Raw genomic sequence first — 19,246 nt, forward strand, 5'->3', positions numbered from 1 at the left:
ACTATGAAAAACTTTAATTTACTTTTAATTATCTTATTGACAGCATTTTCAGTTAATGCACAAGATGTTAATTTCGCACCATTGGATACAAGTCCAGTTGACATTAGCTATTATCCAAATAAAGCAGTTAAATCTAAAAAAACAGATAGCCCATCTGCTCTCATCAAGGTTGTCTATTCAAGACCCTCAGCAAAAGGGCGTGCCATTTTTGGAGAGCTAATACCGTTTGGTAAAGTTTGGCGTGTTGGGGCTAACGAAAACACAGAAATCAAATTTTACAAACCTGTTACAATCGGGGGTGTAAACATTCTTCCTGGAACTTATAGTTTGTTTGCCATTCCTGAAAAAGACAAATGGACCGTTATTATCAATAGCGAAATAGATTTATGGGGTGCATATGCTTATGATGAAAGTAAAGATATTGTTAGAGTAATTGTTCCAATTAAAACAGTATCTACTCCAATTGAAGCTTTATCAATTGCTTTTACCAACAAAGGTTCAGTAGCCAATCTAGTAATTGGTTGGGATAAAACAACTGTTGAAGTTCCGATAACTATTAAATAATTAATACAGTCTGGGAAGTGAAATGTAGTTTGTAAAAAAATAAAAATTTAATTTTTCATGTTTTACATTTCACTTCTCACATTATACATTTTCCGAACATCCTTTGGATTAAGCCCAGTTTGTTTTTTTAGAAATTTATTAAAATGACTTACATCCGAAAATCCAAACTCATTACTTATTTCCTTCATTAAAACAGCACTGTGTTTCAGACGATTTTCAATCAATTTATACTTATAATCATCAATATATTTTTTAATAGAGCCACCCGTTTGTCGCTTAAACAAACTACTTAAATGATTGGGAGCCATATTAAAATGAGTTGATAAAACCATCAGATTCAAATTAGTTGGCACACGAATCTCCTTGTGTATATAATTCATAATCCCAACAAGCAAGCCTTCATTCAAAATTGCATTAGTACCTAAAGACTGAAAAGCATTTTTCTTGATTACCGCAAATACACTACGTATTAGATACAGAAGGACTTCGTGAGAACCATTCTTACTCCCTCCATCCCATTCGCTAACAATCAGCCGCATAAGATGATTTATTTTGTCTAACTCTTGGGCAGAGTCAACCAGTTTCCCATCCTGAGTATTACTTATACCAAGCAATTGATCTAAGACTTTATTCCATTCATTTTTAGCAGTATCAGATGATGTTCCGTCAAGATAACGATTGTTAAATTTTAATACACTAAACTCCGTTTCTTTATCTATTATAAAAAGATGGTAGTCTGATGGACATAACAAAAAAATGCAAGGGCCTTTATACGTCACTTCACCTCCATTTAGCTGATGCAATCCATTACCTGAGTGAATAAAAACAAGCTCAAAATGATTGTGATTATGAACCGGAAACGGCCATGTTTCGGTTGTAAAATGCCGAATAAATAAAGGAGTATGCTGAATAAACCGTTCCACTAATTGTTGTTTTTTTTACAAAAATAGAGTTTAAATGTACAATTTTTAGTTTTAAGAGTACGATAGCTTTGCAAAAAAAGTTTATGACAAAAACAAGTTTCAAGCTAGCAGTGATTCCACTTATGGCGGTATCAGCAGGTGTAATCGTTGCCAATATATATTATAACCAACCCATACTTCAAGCAATTGCTTTATCGCTTAAAGTAACCGAAACGCAAATTGGAAAAATTTCGATGCTGTCTCAGTTAGGATATGGACTAGGAATGTTCTTTTTGCTTCCTCTTGGAGATAAAGTCAATCGAAAAAATCTTATCCTATTATTATGCGGTTTATTGGTACTCACTTTGTTTTTTATAACACTAACATCGTCATTAACGGCATTATATATTCTAAGCTTTTTTGTTGGTCTATTCTCAACACCTGCACAAATTATACTGCCTATGGCTGCAACTTTGGGTAAAGAAAATAGAGGTAAAAATGTAGGCGTAGTCTTTAGCGGAATCTTGGTTGGAATATTAGGAGCACGTGTCATTAGCGGTTTTATAACAGAACTGCTTGGATGGCGTTATGTTTTTGGGATATCTGGAATAATGGTACTTGCCGTTACACTTATGCTAAAGCTGTACTTACCAGAAGTGCCTTCAAAATTTAAAGGCAGCTATTTTCATCTTATCAAATCAACTTTGGCACTCATCCCAAAATATCCAGTTTTAAGACAAACAGCGCTTTTAGGTTCATTCACATTTGGTGTGTTTTGCTCCTTTTGGACAACACTTACTTTTCATCTTAGCAGTCCACCTTTAAATTATCATACAGGAATAATAGGACTCTTTGGTTTAATTGCTATCGGTGGTGCATTGGTTGCTCCATATTTTGGCAAAATAGCTGATAAAGGCAATGTAAGAAGCTCGTTAATCACAACTGTTTCTATGATTATAGGAAGCATTATACTCCTAAAATTATTCCCGTATTCTATTCCTGTTTTAATACTTAGTGTTTTCTTTTTAGATATTGGTGTACAAGCAACCCAAATTACTAATTTTACACGTATATATAGTTTACACGAAGAAGCACATAGTAGACTAAATACCATATACATGACAACCTATTTTATTGGTGCTGCAATTGGTACTTACTTCGGACTTTTGAGTTGGAAATTAGGAAAATGGGATATGGCAACATGGCAAATGCTTTTATGGAGTAGTATTGCATTAATAATAGTAATTTTTTCAAACAAACGTAAAGCATGAAGAACATAGCAATAATTAGTGATATACATGGCAATTTACCAGCACTAAAAACAGTTCTAGAAGATATAAAACAAAGAAATGTAGATCAAATATATTGCTTAGGGGATTTAGTCGATTTTGCACCTTGGCACAATGAAGTTATAGAACAAATTAAAGAATTAGAAATCCCTTGCTTAATGGGCAACCATGACGAGCGTATTGCTTTTGATTATGAAGTAACCCCATTACCAAAACACAATCCAGAGGAAAGAGAAGCGCGTACTAACGGGATAAATTATACAAAGCAAAGTATAAAACCTGAAAATAAAGAATTCTTAAAAACACTTCCCGAAAGGTTTACCCTAAACTTTATAGTTTCAGGGAAAAACACAAAAGTTCTATTAGTACACGCCAGCACCAGAAGCAACGATGAATATATTTACGAAAATCATGACCTAGCAGATATTCAATCGATGCTTGCTCATGAAAAAGCTGACATCATTATTATGGGACACACCCACAAACCATACGTAAGACATGTAGAAGCTACTGAAAATTCTCCCGCTGGAACCTTAATAAATTGTGGTTCTGTAGGTCGTTCCAGAGAAAACAATCCATTGGCAACATATTTAATATTACATATTAATGGAGAAGAAATTGTTCCTGAAATTATCAAACTAAGGTATCCGATAGAAGAAGTAATAAGAGCAATAGAAGAAAGTCCTATTCCGAATTTTTATTCTGAATTTCTAAAAAAAGACATAACAGTATAATTCAATTATTTAACTTCCAAATCATACTTGGCGTAAATAAAAAAGGTATCAAAAAGTCATAATTTTATAGAAATGTCATTCGTTTTAAAATCAATGCTATTCTATCTAAAAAGGGCCTTTATAAATCACATCCAACAGCTATATTTTATATATAAACAACAAAATCATTTAAATAAATATTATATTGCGATACAAATCAACACAATATGATGGGTTTAAAAAACAGTAGTAAAAAAACAAAAGCCGCATTTATACTGGCAATTGTAATGTTAATTATAATACTAAGTACCTTTAACACACTACGAAACGCCGAAACCACCAACGAAAACATCAATGCAATTTATAAAGATCGTTTAGTAGTTTCGACCTATATTTTTCATTATGCTAATGAATTAAACCTTGTAAAAGCAAGTGCTGTCAAAAACAATAATGACACCGAAAAAGCCGATGCAATTATTACATCTATTCATAATATAAAGGCAATAAACTTATTATACCATAAAACAGTTTTAACTCCCAAAGAGAAAGAAGATTTTGGAGTTTTTATTGCTATCTGTGACAAAATAAACAAGCAAGCACAAAAAAAGCAATGGCAAGAAGTTGAAAAACTGGCAGATCAAGCATTAGTTACTTTAGAATCCCTTTCTAAAATTCAGGTAGACGAAGCCAAATTACAATTAGAAAATGCTAATAAAACATATAATCAGTACAATATGCTGGCACAACTAGAAATTGCCCTTTTAATAGTTTTGGGTATTGCCATAATCTATTTGTTACTAACCAAAAGACACAAACGCGTCATTAAAATTCCCGAAGGACCTAGTCTTAATTAGTCAAAAAACGCGTTACTTAAACTTTTTAAGCCCGTGAATGCAAAAAATAAAACTTGCATTCACGGGTTTTCTTTATGTTTTATGACCTCCTACTTCATCAAATTTAAATATTAAATCAAAAAAATCCATTTCATGATTTAAATCATGAAATAAAATTTGGTTCAACAATATCTTTACAAAGTAAAATCCCATAATTATATTTTAAATAATTAAGATTTAAAATGTTATAAGAACAATTGTAGTAAAAATTAAGGAATAATTTTCTTCTAGATCGAATACAATATTTTTAAAATTGTAAAAAACTGTCGTTGCCCCCCATCAAAGCAAGGCAATTTATAAAATACGTTTTCGGTTTGGAAGTTTTTTATTTCAAAATTCAGTTAAAAAAGTAAATAAGATAATTTAGATATTCTGCACATGTAGTTTAAGAATATCGATAAAAATAAATACATGGATAAATCATTTTTAATTTCTGAAATAAATCGTTTAAAACAAGAAAAAAATGCGGTTATCCTCGCTCATTATTATCAAGAAAAAGACATACAAGATATTGCCGATTTTGTAGGTGATAGTCTTGAATTATCAAAAAAGGCAGCTACTACAGATGCAGCTACAATCGTTTTTGCAGGAGTATATTTCATGGCAGAAACAGCCAAAATTATCAACCCAAATAAAAAAGTACTCTTACCAGATCTCACTGCAGGATGTTCTTTGGCAGATGGATGCTCCCCTACTAATTTTAAGAAATTAAAAGAGTTATTCCCAAAACATGTAGTAGTTACCTATATCAATTCTTCGGCAGAAATAAAAGCGATGAGTGATTGGGTATGCACTTCCTCCAATGCAAAAAAAATTATAGAAGCAATTCCAAAAGAACAAGAGATAATTTTTGCTCCTGATAAAAATTTAGGGATGTATCTAAAAAAAGAAACAAATCGCGATTTATTACTTTGGGATGGTTCATGCATTGTTCATGAGGCATTTTCACTCGATAAATTAATCGAAATATACAATACAAACCCGACCGCAAAAATTGTTGCCCATCCAGAATCAGAAAGGCATATTCTGGAAACAGCACATTATATTGGGTCAACATCCGGAATGCTCAATTTTATCAAGAATGATCCAGCTACAACTTTTATTGTAGCAACAGAAGCAGGAATCCTACACCAACTTGCGAAAGACGCACCGCAAAAAATAATTATTCCGGCTCCATCACACGAAGATAATACCTGCGCATGCAGCGAATGTGCTTTTATGAAAGTCAACACTTTAGAAAAGCTTTATTTATGTCTGAAAAATGAAAGTCCAGAAATTAGCATCAATGAAGAATTACGAGTAGAAGCTATAAAGCCTATAAACAGAATGCTCAATATGCCTTAAATATCTAAATTAATCAAAATGAAGAAAGCAGATATACTTATAATTGGTTCAGGAATAGCAGGTTTATTTTTTGCCATAAAAACAGCAAAAAAACGCCCCGATTTGTCTATCACAATAATGACAAAAGAAAAAGCTCAAAACTCCAATACGCAAATGGCACAAGGAGGCATTGCCGTAGTTACTGATCAAATTGGCGATAGTTTTGAACAACACATTCAAGATACCATACAATCTGGCGGAGGGCTTTGTGATGAAGAAATTGTAAAAATGGTAATCAATCAAGCACCAGAGCGATTAAAAGAGCTTATTGATATTGGTGTTTCTTTTGATAAAGAGAAATCAGGAATATGGAATTTAGGCTTAGAAGGTGGACATTCGCAACATCGAATCTTGCATCATAAAGATGTATCTGGAGCAGAAATTGAAAAGAAATTAATCGATAACATAAATCAACTCTCTAATATTACACTATTAGAAAACCATTTGGTTATTGATATAAATACTAAAAAAAACAAAGGCAATCCGTATAGTACAGGAGCTTTTTATTGTGACAAAATCAATAATCGAATAAAATACATACAAGCTAAAACTATAGTTTTGAGCACTGGAGGATGTGGACAGCTATTTAAGAATACTACAAATCCAGAAATTGCAACAGGAGATGGAATTGCAATAGCATCAAGGGCAGGCGCCTTAATAAAAGACATACAATACATCCAATTTCATCCCACAGCACTATATGAAGGAGATAAAAATCCATTCTTTTTAATTTCAGAAGCAGTAAGAGGTTTTGGAGCACATATCGTTAATGAAGACAAAAAACGTTTTATATTCAAATATGATACTCGTGGGGAATTAGCAACTAGAGATATTGTTTCACAAGCAATAAGCGAAGAACTAGAAACATCAGGAAAACAGCATGTTTATTTAGATTGTCGTCATTTGGATTTTGAAGCGTTTTATTCTCATTTTCCATCCATTACAGATTATTGTCAGACAATCGGATTAAACCCAAAAATAGACCTAATTCCTATTGTTCCAGTAGCACATTATCAATGTGGCGGTATCAATGTCAATAAAAATTCAGAAACAAACATAAAAAACCTGTATGCTATAGGCGAATGTTCCAGAACAGGATTACATGGCAAAAATAGGCTGGCTTCAAACTCATTATTAGAGGCTTTAGTCTTCTCACACCAAGCTTCAGAACATATTGAGAGTACTATCGATGACGTATCTTTTTCATCAAAAAACCTCATGTTAGATTTCGATGAGCCTTTAATTAATATGCACTCAAATAATTTTGTAGAACTTAAAAAAGAACTACAAACATTGATGACTACATTTTACAATAATAAAGATGCCGATTTTAGAAAAATACTAGACAAAATAGAATCGATGAAAATGAAAACTGTCACATTATTATTCGAAAAACAAAAGATTACAACACAGCTAGTGGAATTTACAAATATGATTACAGTAGCCAAAATTGTTATAGAAGACAATATGCAGCAGCATTTCAAAAAAAGTCCATCATATTAAATATGATTTGCAAAAATCCCACTGAATACAAAGAAATATAGATGTAAGGTAAAACCATCTTTTTAGACTTTACAATTTATATTATAAAATTTTGCCCCCAATAGAAACTTAACCACCACAAAAAAAGCCACTTGTAAATTTCACAAGTGGCTTTTTTCTTTTAAAACTATACAGTCTCAGTGTTCAGTTCTCAGTGTTCAGTCACAGTTGTCAGTTACAGTGCCCAATCTTTGAGGTTTTAAATAAAAATTAAACACATCAGTAAAAACATCAAAACAAATAGAGTATTCACTCGAAATGAAAAATCCTCTAAATCTGCTAAATCTGCGTGCTAAAAAACAGTTCTCAGTCTCTGAAGTTTTAAATAAAAATTAAACACATCAGTAAAAAACATCAAAACAAATAGAGTATTTACTCACAATGAAAAATCCCCAAAATCTGCTAAATCTGCGTGCTAAAAAACAGTTCTCAGTTTCAGTCACAGTACTCAGTCACAGCTCTCAGTTGCAGTTTCCTGTTTCATATCTCACTTCTAACATTTCACATCTCCCCCCCCTACACTTCACTTTTCACAGCCACAGCCGCAGCTTTCTCTTTAGATTTAACCAATTTATTCACCCTCCAAACAAAGAATATAGTACAAAGAGATATAACCGAAATAACATAACCTAGAATATCATAGTTTTCTAATGGAGAAGTCTTGGTTTCTTGGTGTACAATCAATCCGGCGCAAACAGCTGCAATACCACCAGCAATTTGTTGCATAGAAGAAGTAATCGACATATAAGCACCACGATCTTGCATTTCAGGAATACCAGTATTAAGAGTTGTTGCTGGAACCATACGGCTCATGATACCCATAAACATAATCATAGTAAGCCCAACGATTTGCCATAAAGGAACAGCATCAAGATTAGTATAAATTAATATTATGATAATTGAGAGTACAGACCCACCTGTAAATAACCAAAACTTACTAATCTTATCACTTAATTTACCTACTATAGGCATTATAAAAAGTACTGAAAGTCCAGTGTAAAAGAAAACCATTGGTAAGTCTAATTGACTTATTTTGATGTTATTTACTAGGAAAGCACTACCAAAAGGCTGCAACATAAATCCACCTATTGACAAAAACGCAATAGCCAGAAAACCAACTTGATAATCCTTATTACTTAAAGTATGCCATAAATGCAGAAATGGGCTTTTATCCGACTGTAATTCAAGGTGTTTTACTACGGGTTTCATTATGATTACAATTGTAACAAGTATAAGAATTCCTAAACCTGCAATCATTAAAAATGACGAATGCCAACCCCAGTGATTTGCAAAAAAAAGTCCCAGCGGAATTCCTAAAATTTGGCTAGATGCAAATGCCATTTGGATAAAACCCATCACACGACCACGCTGATGAATCACAAATAAATCGGTTACAATCGCTAATGATACAGAACCAATAACACCACCAAAAAGACCAGTTACAATTCTAGCAGCAAGCAATAAAGTATAATTGGTTGCTAGAGCACAAAAAACTGTTCCAATAATAAATCCAGTGTAAAAGAAAATCAATAATTTTTTTCGGTCAAATTTATCAGCAAAACCTGCTGCAAGTAGTCCCGATATACCTGCACTAAATGCATAAGCCGAAACAGTCAATCCAAAATTGGCTGTAGTCATATCGAGTTTTTTCATTAATATATCCCCAAGTGGAGAAATAACCATAAAATCGAGAATTACTGTAAATTGTAAAAGCGCCAATAAAACGATAATATATTTTTGATAAGGAGAAAAGGGAGGAGTTTCTATTTTTGTTTTTTCCATTTGCTTTGTTGTATTTTTAATTTAATTCTTGACACTCATGGCCAAGATTGTTTATAATATTGATAATCATATCGACAGTAAGATATTCCGAAACAACGCGTAACACGCAATCTATATCCTCGGTATCAATACTCCATTGCAGAATATCTGCATGATTACTCAGTGTTTTGCTTACAGTACAATTAGCACATAATTGCTGTATATTGGTTTTGAAAATAAAAATTTTGTCTAAATCAGTTTCCATAGTAGTGTTTATGGTTTTAATGCTCTTATTGAGGCCTGAAAAGCTTCTTTCATCATTTCTTGAGTAAGTTTGAAAGGCTTCCCTCCCAAGCTTTTTCCTTCATTATGAAAATTTAGTAAGGTATACAAAGGACCGTAGGCAATGCTCCAAAAAACTTCAAATTGCATTTCAATCAGTTCTTTATTTTGTAATGCATTCGTAATAAATTGTTTCATGATTATCCTAAAATCAGAGAATTTGGTTGTAGAATTCAATATATCATCAGCGTGTGGGGACTGCTTAATTACTTCAAAAAAAGCAACTTTTTTAGGGTGCTTAAACGTAAATGCCGCACGATTTTGCCATTGTATCCATAATCCTTCTTCAAAAGCCATATCTGGAGAAAAATTATCTATTGTAGAAGCAAAGAATTCTAAGGCTATCTCTGCTCCAATTTTCTTAATCAAATCATCTTTGTCTTTGTAATAAATATAGAGAGTCGCTACTGAAATATTACAGGCTTTGGCTAGCTTATTCATGCTAAATCCTTGAAAACCATACTCAACAATTAATTCAATTGCCTTAACCACAACCAGCTTCTCTTTATCTATATCTCTTACTCTCATAATTGAAATTTTTTAGCAAATATAAAAACATTAAATGAATGAACATTCTTTTATTAATGTTTTTTTTCATTAAATCAAAAAAAAGGCATTTCTATAATTTAGTTTAAAACACAAAACAAACCCTTAATAAACAAACATACCCAGTGATTTCAAGCGCTAACATTCACAAAACACAACTGAAAACCAACAGATTAAAAATAAAAAAAACTGGACTATTAACAATACTCAAAACTGGATTATTTTCAGAAATACATAACTTCCTACCTTTGCTCCTATGAAGGAGACGATTATTTTAAATTTGAAAGATGTTCATCAACGCATCGAAAATGCTTGTAAATTATCAGGCAGAGACATATCGGATGTGCAATTATTATTGGCAACCAAAACTGTTCCTGCAGAAAAAATACGCATCGCTATTGAAGCTGGCGAAACTTTGATTGGTGAGAATAAAATGCAAGAACTAAGAGATAAAGATTCCGAATTAAGAACATTAAATATCGAGCGCCATTTTATTGGGCACTTACAATCCAACAAAATAAAGGATGTTTTAAAATATGTTACATGCATTCAATCCCTAGACAGAATAAGTTTAGCTGAAGAACTTCACAAACAACTACAAAAACAAGGAAGAAATCTGGATGTCTTTGTACAAGTAAACACATCATACGAAGAAAGCAAATTTGGACTTGCACCAAAAGAGGTCATTGCATTTATTAAAGAAATAAAAAAGTACGATACACTAAATGTAAAAGGCTTAATGACAATTGGATTATTAGATGTACAAAAAGAAAAAATGCAACCTTCCCTAAGATTACTTCGAGAGATAAGAGATGAAATTTATGCTGAGGGAATAGAAAATCAGAAAAAACTACTGCTTTCTATGGGAATGTCACAAGATCTAGAACTAGCCATAGCCGAGGGTTCTAACATGGTGAGAATAGGCACATCCATCTTCGGAAACCGATTTTTAGGAAAAGACATATGGAATGAGAATATTGCAGAATAAACCATAATTTTGCATCAAATAAGAAATGAGATGAATCTATACGAACTTACCGTAAACGATACCGAAAAAATAGCCTTGAATGATTTGTTTTTCAGTGAAGAAAATAAAGCTGCATTGTCGCAAACCATAAAAGAACATCAATATCTTGACGAATTAAAAAAATACAATCTTAAAGTAGATAATAAGATATTATTATACGGACATTCGGGTTGTGGAAAAACAACCACAGCCAAAGCCATAGCAACTGCATTGAATAAAAATATTGTGATAATAAATCTTAGCACATTAATCAATGCTAGAATCGGAGAAACTTCCAGAAATGTAAAGGCAATATTTGATAAAGCGATTAGAGAAAGGGCAGTTTTGTTCTTAGATGAGTTTGATCAAATTGGAAAAAGTCGTGAAAGCGATGATAAAGACGTAGGCGAAATGCGCAGACTCGTAAACACAATCATACAATTAATAGATTATTTTCCAGAAGACAGCCTGCTGATATGCGCAACAAACCACTATAATATTATAGATACCGCACTATTGAGAAGGTTTCAAATACGATTAAAATTTGAAATGCCTGATGATAAAGAATTAGATACATACTACGATAAATTATTAGCAACATTCCCAATACATCTGCAAGATATTCCACGCAGGTATAAAATTTCATATGCCGAAACCAAAGATTACATTCATACAACAATGAAAAAACAAATCATCGAAGAACTGGAACTTCAAAAGTAAATTCTTAGTCAATTTCATTTAAACTCCTTTCAGACTTCCCTCCATTAGTCAATAATTATATATTTATACCCTAACAGTTTATACAAAATCTGTTAGGTAGACTCTACAAACACCTCTATTATCCCCCTAACTAATAATAAGTTAACAACTCCTTACCTATCTTAAATTTTTGCTAAAAATGCATTCCAATATTGGCATATCGGGAAAAGTCGATATATTTGCATTATGGAACACATCGAAATATTTAAAGCATTATCAAACAAGTCCCGTCTACAAATGTTGGAATGGCTAAAAGAACCCGAAATTAATTTTCCGAGGCAACAATCTTGTGGCTTTGAACACGGTGTATGTGTGGGAGAAATACAAGCCAAATCAGGACTTACCCAATCGACTGTTTCAGAATATTTATCTATTCTTCAACGTGCAGGATTCATAGAATCAACTCGTGTTGGACAATGGACCTATTACAAACGCAATGAAAAAAGATTTGCAGAACTAAGTAAAATAATTGAATTCAATTTATAAAAAAAGCATTAATATGAGCACAGATAGTTTATTCACGCCTTTTAAATTAAAGACGTTAGATCTTAAAAATAGAATTGTAATGGCGCCTATGACGCGTTCATTTTCCCCTAATGGAGTTCCTACAGATGATGTAGCAAATTATTACCAAAAAAGAGCTGAAGGCGAAGTCGGTTTGATTTTATCAGAAGGAACTGTTATAAACAGACCTTCATCATCAAATGATGCTAATATACCTCACTTTTACGGGGATGAAGCACTAGCAGGATGGAAAAAAGTAATCGATGGGGTTCATACAGCTGGAGGAAAAATGGGACCACAAATTTGGCATATGGGTATCATGGACAATCACCACTCTGGATGGGTTCCACCAGTACCTTTTGAAGGACCATCAGGGTTAAATCGACCAGGTTTTAGTAATGGTATAAGTATGACAACCAAAGATATCGAAGATACAATCCTAGCTTTTGGACAAGCTGCTGCAGATGCCAAAAGATTAGGTTTTGACTGTGTTGAAATACATGGAGCACATGATTATCTTATAGACCAATTTTTCTGGGATGCTACAAATCACAGAACTGATGCTTACGGTGGTAAAACACTTGCAGAACGTACCCGTTTTGCTGTAGAAGTAATTAAAGAAGTAAGAAAACAAGTGGGAGAAGATTTTGCAATAATCATCAGACTTTCACAGTTTAAACCAGCAGATTATACCTATAAGTTAGCCAAAAATGCACTAGAAATGGAAGCTTGGCTTGCTCCACTAGTAGATGCTGGAGTAGACATCTTACATTGTTCACAACGTCGTTTCTGGGAACCAGAATTTGAAGGCAGCGACTTAAACTTTGCTGGATGGGCTAAAAAAATTACAGGTAAACCAACAATTACAGTAGGTTCAGTAGGACTTTCAAGTGATTTCTTTGGTGCATTTGCTGGCGAAAGTTCACAACCAACATCTTTAGACGAATTAACAAGACGTATGGATAGAGGTGATTTTGATCTTGTAGCAGTTGGAAGACCAATACTAGCTGATCCAAATTGGGTTGCTAAAATAAAACATGGAAAGACAGAAGAACTAAAAGGCTTTACAAAAGAAGCTTTAGCACAATTAGTTATTGAATAAATTATATGAAACAAGTATAAGTTTCAAAAGAAAGCTGATTACTTTGACCCATTTAAGTAACCAGCTTTCTAATTAAAAAACAAAAATAAAACATTATGGAAATAATAGAAACACCTAAAATGAAAGTAGAAGTTTGGAGCGATATCATGTGTCCGTTTTGCTACATTGGAAAACGAAATTACGAAACAGCACTTACCAAATTCGCCGATAATAAAGACATTGAAATTGTTTGGAAAAGCTTCCAACTAGACCCAAATATTCCTGAACATTTTGACAAAAAAGAAAATGTTTACGAATATCTAGCCAACAGAAAAGGAATGAGCTACGAAAGTTCAGTAAAAATGCATCAAAACGTAGTTGAAACTGCAAAAAATGCAGGATTAGAGTACAACTTTGATAATGCAGTTGTAGCCAATTCATTCAATGCACATCGAATGATACAACTAGCCAAAACAAAAGGCCTTGGTGACCAAGCAGAAGAACGTTTGTTTTATGCTTATTTCACCGAAAGTAAAAACTTTGGAGATCCACAAGTTTTAGAAGAACTTGGAAAAGACATTGGTTTATCAGCCGAAGATGTAAAAGAAGCTTTAACTGATGACCAATATGCAGAAAAAGTAAAAAATGATGTTCAAGAAGCACAACAACTTGGTATAAATGGAGTTCCATTTTTCATTTTCAATCGCAAGTATGCTATAAATGGGGCACAATCACCAGATACTTTTTTACAAACATTGGAAAAATCATTTGGAGAGTGGAGAAAAGATAATCCAGCTACAAATCTTGATATAATCAATGGGCAGTCTTGTACTCCAGACGGGAATTGCAACTAATTAATATCAAATAATTTTGACATAAATAAATCTTCAGTTTTAAATATAAAGCTGGAGATTTATTATTTATACATAACTCAATACATTTGAATCTAAATTATTAAATTTATTATTCTAAAGTAAAACTTTAATAGTAAGACTTTCATTTAAATAAAATCCTAGACTATGAATAATAATGACAAAATAAGAAAAGTAGCAATCGTAGGATACAATAGAATTCCTTTTGCAAGAGCAAATACTGCTTACGCCAAAGTAGGAAATCAAGATATGATGATTGCAGCTCTAAATGGACTTATTGAAAAATACAGACTACAAGGAAAACTACTTGGTGAAGTTGCTGGAGGAGCAGTAATAAAACACACATACGACAGTAATCTTATTAGAGAGTGTGTCATGAAAACTGCTCTTGATCCTGCTACCCCAGCTTGTGATTTACAACAAGCCTGCGATACAGGAATAGAAAGTGCCATATATATTGCTAATAAAATAGCTTTGGGACAAATAGAATCTGGAATAGCTGGTGGTGTAGATTCTATAAGCGATATCCCAATTGCAGTAAGCGAAAATTTAAGGAAGGTGCTTCTCAATGCTAGGAAAGAAAAAACTTTGGGTGGAAAAATAAAACAGTTTTTCAAGCTACGTCCTAAAGATTTCACTCCTCTAGTTCCTCAAAATGAAGAACCACAAACAGGACTCTCTATGGGTGGTCATACAGAGATTACAGCCAAATATTATAAAATAGCCCGAGAAGATCAAGATGCCCTAGCCTTACAAAGCCATTTAAATATGGCAAAAGCCTACGATGAAGGATTCTTTAATGATATGATTACACCATTTCAAGGACTTGACAAAGACAATAACCTAAGAAAAGACAGTACTCTTGAAAAACTAGCAAAGCTACCTCCTGCATTTGATAAAACCAATGGTACACTTACAGCTGGTAACTCTACTCCTCTTACAGATGGAGCGTCGTGCATTCTTTTGGCTAGTGAAGAATGGGCAAAAGAACAAGGACTTCCTATTCTTGCCTACATCACTTTTGCTGAAGTTGCTGCCATCGAATATGTAAAAAATCAACAAAATCTTTTATTAGCCCCTCTATTTGCAGCAAGTAGAATGCTCGATAGAGCTGGATTGACATTACAAGATTTTGATTATTACGAAATACACGAAGCCTTTGCTGCTCAAGTTCTGGCAACATTAAAAATTTGGGAAAGTCCAGAACTCAGTAAAGAATTAGGACTAAAGAAAAGTCTTGGAGCAATAGACAGAAACAAACTCAATGTAAAAGGAAGCAGTCTTGCTGCAGCACATCCTTTTGCAGCCACAGGTGGAAGAATAATTGGAGTCATGACAAAACTACTCAACGAAAAAGGCTCTGGTAGAGGCTTTATATCAATTTGTGCTGCTGGTGGGCAAGGAATAACTATGATAATAGAAAAATAAATACAAATGAAAAACACACAACAATTTGCTCAAATCTTTCTAAGATTAGCACTAGGAATTGGCTTTATTTTACCCGTGATGGATCGATTAGGAATGCTTGGAGCAGCAGGAGAACCAAATGTAGGTTGGGGAAATTGGGCTAATTTTGTCGATTATACAAACTCCTTAATGCCTTACCTAAATCATGATGTAACTAATGTTATGGCGATTATCGCAACACTAGCAGAAATCGTGTTTGGAATCTTATTAATTATTGGTTTTAAGATCAAAACTACAGCTTATGGAAGCTTTCTGTTAACATTATCATTTGCTTTAAGCATGCTGATTTTTGCAGGATACAGAGCACCATTTAATTACTCTGTATTTACTGCAAGTGCTGCTTCTTTACTATTGGCTTCAATTCCATTTTACAATTGGAGCATTGATAAATTGATTGCTTCTAAAAAATAATCAATTTAAGACAATCAACTGCATTTTGTCAACGGAATCTCCTTTTGTTTATTTTTAAAAAGATGGTGTGAATTAAAAACCAATACCGAAATAAAAATGATTCCGTATGATAAGATTTGTAACGCCCCTATTTGTTCATGAAAGACAAAAGTTGCCAACCCAAAAGCGATCATAGGATTAATATTCAATAACATTCCTACTGTAGATGAGTTAAGACCTGTAAGGGCAAACAAATTCAGTAATAATGGGAAAATAGTAAAACCAAGAGCAATTATTTCAATACACAAATAAAATTTGAATTCAGTCGGAACAGGTCCGCTGTATGCAGGGAAAAACGGCAATAAAAACAATGCAGATAAAGTGATGTGAAAAGTAAGCACTATAAATTTATCAAAACCAACATTAACTCTCTGACTAACCAAATAGCTTGCATAAGTTAATCCAATTATAATGCTAAAAAACATATCCATGATATTAGCATACGACAAAAGCAAACATCCTGTAATGCTCAATCCTACTGATACCCATTGCGTTTTTGATAGTTTTTCATGCAAAATAAAATAAGCCAATAAGGTCGTTAGGATAGGACAAACTAAATAAGCAAGTGACGTTGCTTTAACGCTCACATGATTCATCACATATATGAATGTAAACCAGTTAGCCGTTAAAAAGATGCTCCCTCCTATATTTAACAAAATTGTTTTTCGTTTTTTATCAAGTGGTAATGCTTTAAAAGTTGCAACAGCTTCTTTTAGTTTTTTTCGTTTAAAAACAAAAGAGATTAATAGTAATAATATGCTACAACTAAAAACGCGATAGAACAAAATATCCAAAGACGCATAAGAATGTATTGGTTTTAATACCAAACTAAAGAATCCCCAAATTGTATATGCAGTAATAGCTGCTAGGTAATATTTCGAATTCTTCATTGGATTTTTTATTTACATTTTGTAATACTGCAAATTTCTCAAAAATAAAATAGCAATACAGATACAGTTTTATTAAATTGCAGCGCAACAGTTAATCATTTTAAAAATGAAAAACACCAACTATCTATATTTACAATTTGCTGATCGAATAGAGAAACAAATTAGATCTGGGCTCTTTAATGTGGGTGATAAACTTCCGTCCATAAGAGAAATATGTGCCGAAACCGGCTATAGTATGAGCACTGTAAGTAAGGCATACTATGAAATGGAAAGCCGTTCGCTTATAGAATCCAGACCTCAATCTGGTTATTATGTGAGTAATATTTCTTCAAGAACAATACCTGAGCCTACACCCAGTAGCCCAATAATAAGTTGTGCTAATATTGAACGAGAAGATTTAATAGATCAAGTTTACGGCAGTATGATGGACAAAAATGTTACAGTACTTTCGTTAGGTTGTCCTTCAAACGACCTCTTGCCTATTGCTAAATTAAATAAAGGGATGGTGCAAGCCATGCGTCAATTTCCAAATAGCGCAACTGGTTATGATGAAGTACAAGGAAATCTCAATCTAAGGAAAGAAGTGGCAAGATGGTCCTTTACTTGGGGAGGTACAATAACCGAAGATGATGTAATTACCACTCCGGGTTGCATTGGGGCAATATCACATTGCTTAATGACACTAACAAAACCGGGAGATACCATTATTACCGAAAGCCCAATTTATTTTGGAATATTACAATTGGCAAAATCATTGGGATTGTACATAATGGAATTACCTACCAATATGACAACTGGTATTGAACTAGATGCGCTAAAAAAAGCACTTTCTAGTAAAAAAATAGCGCTTTGCCTCGTAATGAGTAATTTTAGCAATCCATCGGGAAGCATGATGCCTGTTGAGCACAAAAAAGAAGTTGTTCGATTAATAGAACATTATAACGTTCCTCTTATTGAAGATGATATTTATGGCGATTTATACTTTGGTTCAAGCAGACCCACTAATTGTAAAACGTATGATGAGAGTGGCATTGTACTTTGTTGCAACTCCGTTTCCAAATCACTAGCTCCGGGATATCGTGTGGGCTGGGTTATGCCGGGGAAATTTAAAAAAGAAATATTACGTACCAAACTGTACCACACTATCTCCTGTCCTACTATTACCCACGAAGTAGTTGCAGATTTTCTTAAAAATGGCAGATACGAAAATCATCTTAGAAAAATACGTCAAACGCTACATCACAACAGTATTAATTACATCAATACCATTCTAGAATCTTTTCCTGCTGGAACAAAAGTTAGTCAGCCACAAGGAGGTTTTTTTCTTTGGTTGGAATTGGATAAAAAAATCGACACAGCTGTATTTTATCAGCTAGCGATGAAGCATAATATTAGTATTGCACCAGGGCGAATTTTTACATTTCAAGACCAATTTTGTAATTGTATGCGCTTAAGTTATGGATTGCCTTGGAGCAACGAACTACGCCAATCTATACAAACATTGGGCATGCTAGTAGGTAAAATGTAACTCGTGAACCCAACTGAAGTATATAAAACTTTTATTTATTTTAGTTACTCTGTGGTTTTATAAAACATACAACCCCAAAACTTTAGTCAAAATAAAATTTATTTTTTCACATACCGATTGGTATTTGTTTATTATATTTGTTATCTAACTTATTCAAAAATCGAAAAGAGCTATGAATACTTCTGAGTTTATTTTAGATAAAGTTGCCCCTATTTTTAACAAACAAGGTTATATCGGTACGAGTTTATCAGATATTACAAATGCAACAGGCCTTACCAAAGGGGCTATTTATTGCAATTTTTCTAATAAAGAAGATCTAGCATTAAAGTCTTTTCAACTCAATGTGAGTGTAGCTATAATACCGCTCTTTAAATTAATTGCTGCTACAGAAGGCAGTATAAACAAACTACGCGCAATAACTAATTACCATCGTACTTATTATGATTTGGTAAAAGACAGAGGCGGCTGCCCGATGCTAAGAGTTGGTGTTGACACCAAATTTGTCAATCCGTTATTATTTAAATCAGCCGAAAAACTATCGCAAAAGTTTATTACTGGATTAATCGACATCTTAAAAGAAGGAATTGACTCTGGTGAAATCAAACCAGATATAGATATAAATAAATATGCCCAAATAATTTTGTCGCTAATCGAAGGCAGTTCACTCTTGGCTTTCACCCATAATGATGAAACCTACATGAGCAATGCAATGGATTGTGTTGATGAAATGATAATAAAAACTATAAAGAAGTAA

The 19,246-nt window shown here is 33.2% G+C and carries 20 protein-coding genes; 15 read left to right on the top strand and 5 right to left on the bottom strand.

Annotated features, from left to right (window positions below; translation table 11 throughout):
* Positions 1-3: 3 nt before the first annotated feature.
* Positions 4-564: a DUF2911 domain-containing protein gene (locus tag LNQ49_RS01890; protein ID WP_229987089.1), complete on the top strand. Its 561-nt coding sequence runs from the start codon at positions 4-6 to the stop codon at positions 562-564.
* Positions 565-626: 62 nt separating this feature from the next.
* Here LNQ49_RS01890 and LNQ49_RS23290 read toward each other — a convergent pair whose 3' ends face one another.
* Positions 627-1,487: an AraC family transcriptional regulator gene (locus LNQ49_RS23290; RefSeq protein ID WP_229987090.1), complete on the bottom strand. Its 861-nt coding sequence runs from the start codon at positions 1,485-1,487 to the stop codon at positions 627-629.
* Between the two features lie 83 nt (positions 1,488-1,570).
* On the opposite strand from LNQ49_RS23290, the gene LNQ49_RS01900 reads away from it, so the two are divergent.
* From LNQ49_RS01900 to nadB, 5 genes are all read left to right on the top strand, one after another.
* Entirely contained in the window at positions 1,571-2,737 is a 1,167-nt protein-coding gene (locus tag LNQ49_RS01900; RefSeq protein WP_229987091.1) for an MFS transporter, read from the top strand.
* Complete coding sequence (locus LNQ49_RS01905) at positions 2,734-3,489, top strand: metallophosphoesterase family protein (protein ID WP_229987092.1); 756 nt, start codon at positions 2,734-2,736, stop codon at positions 3,487-3,489. Before LNQ49_RS01900 ends, LNQ49_RS01905 begins: the two co-directional genes overlap by 4 nt.
* A 206-nt stretch (positions 3,490-3,695) precedes the next feature.
* A complete protein-coding gene (locus LNQ49_RS01910) occupies positions 3,696-4,322 on the top strand; it encodes an MCP four helix bundle domain-containing protein (protein WP_229987093.1) in 627 nt (208 codons plus the stop codon).
* A 450-nt stretch (positions 4,323-4,772) separates the two neighbouring features.
* On the top strand, positions 4,773-5,705 hold the full coding sequence (nadA, locus tag LNQ49_RS01915) for a quinolinate synthase NadA (protein WP_229987094.1): 933 nt from the start codon (positions 4,773-4,775) through the stop codon (positions 5,703-5,705).
* Between the two features lie 18 nt (positions 5,706-5,723).
* The gene (nadB, locus tag LNQ49_RS01920; protein ID WP_229987095.1) at positions 5,724-7,247 is read left to right on the top strand and encodes an L-aspartate oxidase; all 1,524 of its coding nucleotides are present in this window, start codon (positions 5,724-5,726) and stop codon (positions 7,245-7,247) included.
* A 555-nt stretch (positions 7,248-7,802) separates the two neighbouring features.
* On the opposite strand, the gene LNQ49_RS01925 is transcribed toward nadB, so the two are convergent.
* The 3 genes from LNQ49_RS01925 to LNQ49_RS01935 are packed head-to-tail and all read right to left on the bottom strand — an operon-like array spanning position 7,803 to position 9,917.
* Positions 7,803-9,068 (bottom strand): MFS transporter, encoded by a 1,266-nt coding sequence (locus LNQ49_RS01925; protein ID WP_229987096.1) that lies wholly within the window; start codon positions 9,066-9,068, stop codon positions 7,803-7,805.
* 16 nt (positions 9,069-9,084) lie between these two features.
* The gene (locus LNQ49_RS01930; RefSeq protein WP_229987097.1) at positions 9,085-9,312 is read right to left on the bottom strand and encodes a hypothetical protein; all 228 of its coding nucleotides are present in this window, start codon (positions 9,310-9,312) and stop codon (positions 9,085-9,087) included.
* An 8-nt stretch (positions 9,313-9,320) separates the two neighbouring features.
* The gene (locus LNQ49_RS01935; protein WP_229987098.1) at positions 9,321-9,917 is read right to left on the bottom strand and encodes a TetR/AcrR family transcriptional regulator; all 597 of its coding nucleotides are present in this window, start codon (positions 9,915-9,917) and stop codon (positions 9,321-9,323) included.
* A gap of 274 nt (positions 9,918-10,191) precedes the next feature.
* On the opposite strand from LNQ49_RS01935, the gene LNQ49_RS01940 reads away from it, so the two are divergent.
* From LNQ49_RS01940 to LNQ49_RS01970, 7 genes are all read left to right on the top strand, one after another.
* Positions 10,192-10,923 carry a YggS family pyridoxal phosphate-dependent enzyme gene (locus LNQ49_RS01940; RefSeq protein WP_229987099.1) on the top strand — a complete coding sequence of 244 codons (732 nt, stop codon included), beginning with the start codon at positions 10,192-10,194 and terminating at the stop codon, positions 10,921-10,923.
* Between the two features lie 30 nt (positions 10,924-10,953).
* Positions 10,954-11,661 carry an AAA family ATPase gene (locus LNQ49_RS01945; RefSeq protein WP_229987100.1) on the top strand — a complete coding sequence of 236 codons (708 nt, stop codon included), beginning with the start codon at positions 10,954-10,956 and terminating at the stop codon, positions 11,659-11,661.
* Between the two features lie 225 nt (positions 11,662-11,886).
* Positions 11,887-12,186 carry an ArsR/SmtB family transcription factor gene (locus LNQ49_RS01950; protein WP_229987101.1) on the top strand — a complete coding sequence of 100 codons (300 nt, stop codon included), beginning with the start codon at positions 11,887-11,889 and terminating at the stop codon, positions 12,184-12,186.
* Between the two features lie 13 nt (positions 12,187-12,199).
* Positions 12,200-13,306: an NADH:flavin oxidoreductase gene (locus LNQ49_RS01955; protein ID WP_229987102.1), complete on the top strand. Its 1,107-nt coding sequence runs from the start codon at positions 12,200-12,202 to the stop codon at positions 13,304-13,306.
* Positions 13,307-13,401: 95 nt separating this feature from the next.
* Positions 13,402-14,139, top strand: coding sequence for a DsbA family oxidoreductase (locus tag LNQ49_RS01960; protein WP_229987103.1), 738 nt, complete (start codon positions 13,402-13,404; stop codon positions 14,137-14,139).
* Between the two features lie 165 nt (positions 14,140-14,304).
* Positions 14,305-15,585: an acetyl-CoA C-acetyltransferase gene (locus tag LNQ49_RS01965; protein ID WP_229987104.1), complete on the top strand. Its 1,281-nt coding sequence runs from the start codon at positions 14,305-14,307 to the stop codon at positions 15,583-15,585.
* Positions 15,586-15,591: 6 nt separating this feature from the next.
* Positions 15,592-16,035: a DoxX family membrane protein gene (locus LNQ49_RS01970; protein WP_229987105.1), complete on the top strand. Its 444-nt coding sequence runs from the start codon at positions 15,592-15,594 to the stop codon at positions 16,033-16,035.
* 14 nt (positions 16,036-16,049) lie between these two features.
* Here the strand turns inward: LNQ49_RS01970 and LNQ49_RS01975 are convergent, their stop codons facing one another.
* Positions 16,050-16,964, bottom strand: coding sequence for an EamA family transporter (locus LNQ49_RS01975; RefSeq protein ID WP_229987106.1), 915 nt, complete (start codon positions 16,962-16,964; stop codon positions 16,050-16,052).
* 106 nt (positions 16,965-17,070) lie between these two features.
* On the opposite strand from LNQ49_RS01975, the gene LNQ49_RS01980 reads away from it, so the two are divergent.
* Together LNQ49_RS01980 and LNQ49_RS01985 are read left to right on the top strand one after the other, a co-directional pair.
* Positions 17,071-18,492: an aminotransferase-like domain-containing protein gene (locus tag LNQ49_RS01980; RefSeq protein WP_229987107.1), complete on the top strand. Its 1,422-nt coding sequence runs from the start codon at positions 17,071-17,073 to the stop codon at positions 18,490-18,492.
* Positions 18,493-18,664: 172 nt separating this feature from the next.
* Positions 18,665-19,246 (top strand): TetR/AcrR family transcriptional regulator, encoded by a 582-nt coding sequence (locus LNQ49_RS01985; RefSeq protein ID WP_229987108.1) that lies wholly within the window; start codon positions 18,665-18,667, stop codon positions 19,244-19,246.

The sequence above is a fragment of the Flavobacterium pisciphilum genome, assembly GCF_020905345.1.
In the GTDB taxonomy this organism is placed as follows: domain Bacteria; phylum Bacteroidota; class Bacteroidia; order Flavobacteriales; family Flavobacteriaceae; genus Flavobacterium; species Flavobacterium pisciphilum.

Excerpts from the sequence above, each read along its gene's own strand:
- LNQ49_RS01890 (WP_229987089.1), top strand. The coding sequence starts at position 4 with ATGAAAAACTTTAATTTACTTTTAATTATCTTATTGACAGCATTTTCA.
- LNQ49_RS01900 (WP_229987091.1), top strand. The coding sequence starts at position 1,571 with ATGACAAAAACAAGTTTCAAGCTAGCAGTGATTCCACTTATGGCGGTA.
- LNQ49_RS01905 (WP_229987092.1), top strand. The coding sequence starts at position 2,734 with ATGAAGAACATAGCAATAATTAGTGATATACATGGCAATTTACCAGCA.
- LNQ49_RS01910 (WP_229987093.1), top strand. The coding sequence starts at position 3,696 with ATGATGGGTTTAAAAAACAGTAGTAAAAAAACAAAAGCCGCATTTATA.
- nadA (WP_229987094.1), top strand. The coding sequence starts at position 4,773 with ATGGATAAATCATTTTTAATTTCTGAAATAAATCGTTTAAAACAAGAA.
- nadB (WP_229987095.1), top strand. The coding sequence starts at position 5,724 with ATGAAGAAAGCAGATATACTTATAATTGGTTCAGGAATAGCAGGTTTA.
- LNQ49_RS01925 (WP_229987096.1), bottom strand. The coding sequence starts at position 9,068 with ATGGAAAAAACAAAAATAGAAACTCCTCCCTTTTCTCCTTATCAAAAA.
- LNQ49_RS01930 (WP_229987097.1), bottom strand. The coding sequence starts at position 9,312 with ATGGAAACTGATTTAGACAAAATTTTTATTTTCAAAACCAATATACAG.
- LNQ49_RS01935 (WP_229987098.1), bottom strand. The coding sequence starts at position 9,917 with ATGAGAGTAAGAGATATAGATAAAGAGAAGCTGGTTGTGGTTAAGGCA.
- LNQ49_RS01940 (WP_229987099.1), top strand. The coding sequence starts at position 10,192 with ATGAAGGAGACGATTATTTTAAATTTGAAAGATGTTCATCAACGCATC.
- LNQ49_RS01945 (WP_229987100.1), top strand. The coding sequence starts at position 10,954 with ATGAATCTATACGAACTTACCGTAAACGATACCGAAAAAATAGCCTTG.
- LNQ49_RS01950 (WP_229987101.1), top strand. The coding sequence starts at position 11,887 with ATGGAACACATCGAAATATTTAAAGCATTATCAAACAAGTCCCGTCTA.
- LNQ49_RS01955 (WP_229987102.1), top strand. The coding sequence starts at position 12,200 with ATGAGCACAGATAGTTTATTCACGCCTTTTAAATTAAAGACGTTAGAT.
- LNQ49_RS01960 (WP_229987103.1), top strand. The coding sequence starts at position 13,402 with ATGGAAATAATAGAAACACCTAAAATGAAAGTAGAAGTTTGGAGCGAT.
- LNQ49_RS01965 (WP_229987104.1), top strand. The coding sequence starts at position 14,305 with ATGAATAATAATGACAAAATAAGAAAAGTAGCAATCGTAGGATACAAT.
- LNQ49_RS01970 (WP_229987105.1), top strand. The coding sequence starts at position 15,592 with ATGAAAAACACACAACAATTTGCTCAAATCTTTCTAAGATTAGCACTA.
- LNQ49_RS01975 (WP_229987106.1), bottom strand. The coding sequence starts at position 16,964 with ATGAAGAATTCGAAATATTACCTAGCAGCTATTACTGCATATACAATT.
- LNQ49_RS01980 (WP_229987107.1), top strand. The coding sequence starts at position 17,071 with ATGAAAAACACCAACTATCTATATTTACAATTTGCTGATCGAATAGAG.
- LNQ49_RS01985 (WP_229987108.1), top strand. The coding sequence starts at position 18,665 with ATGAATACTTCTGAGTTTATTTTAGATAAAGTTGCCCCTATTTTTAAC.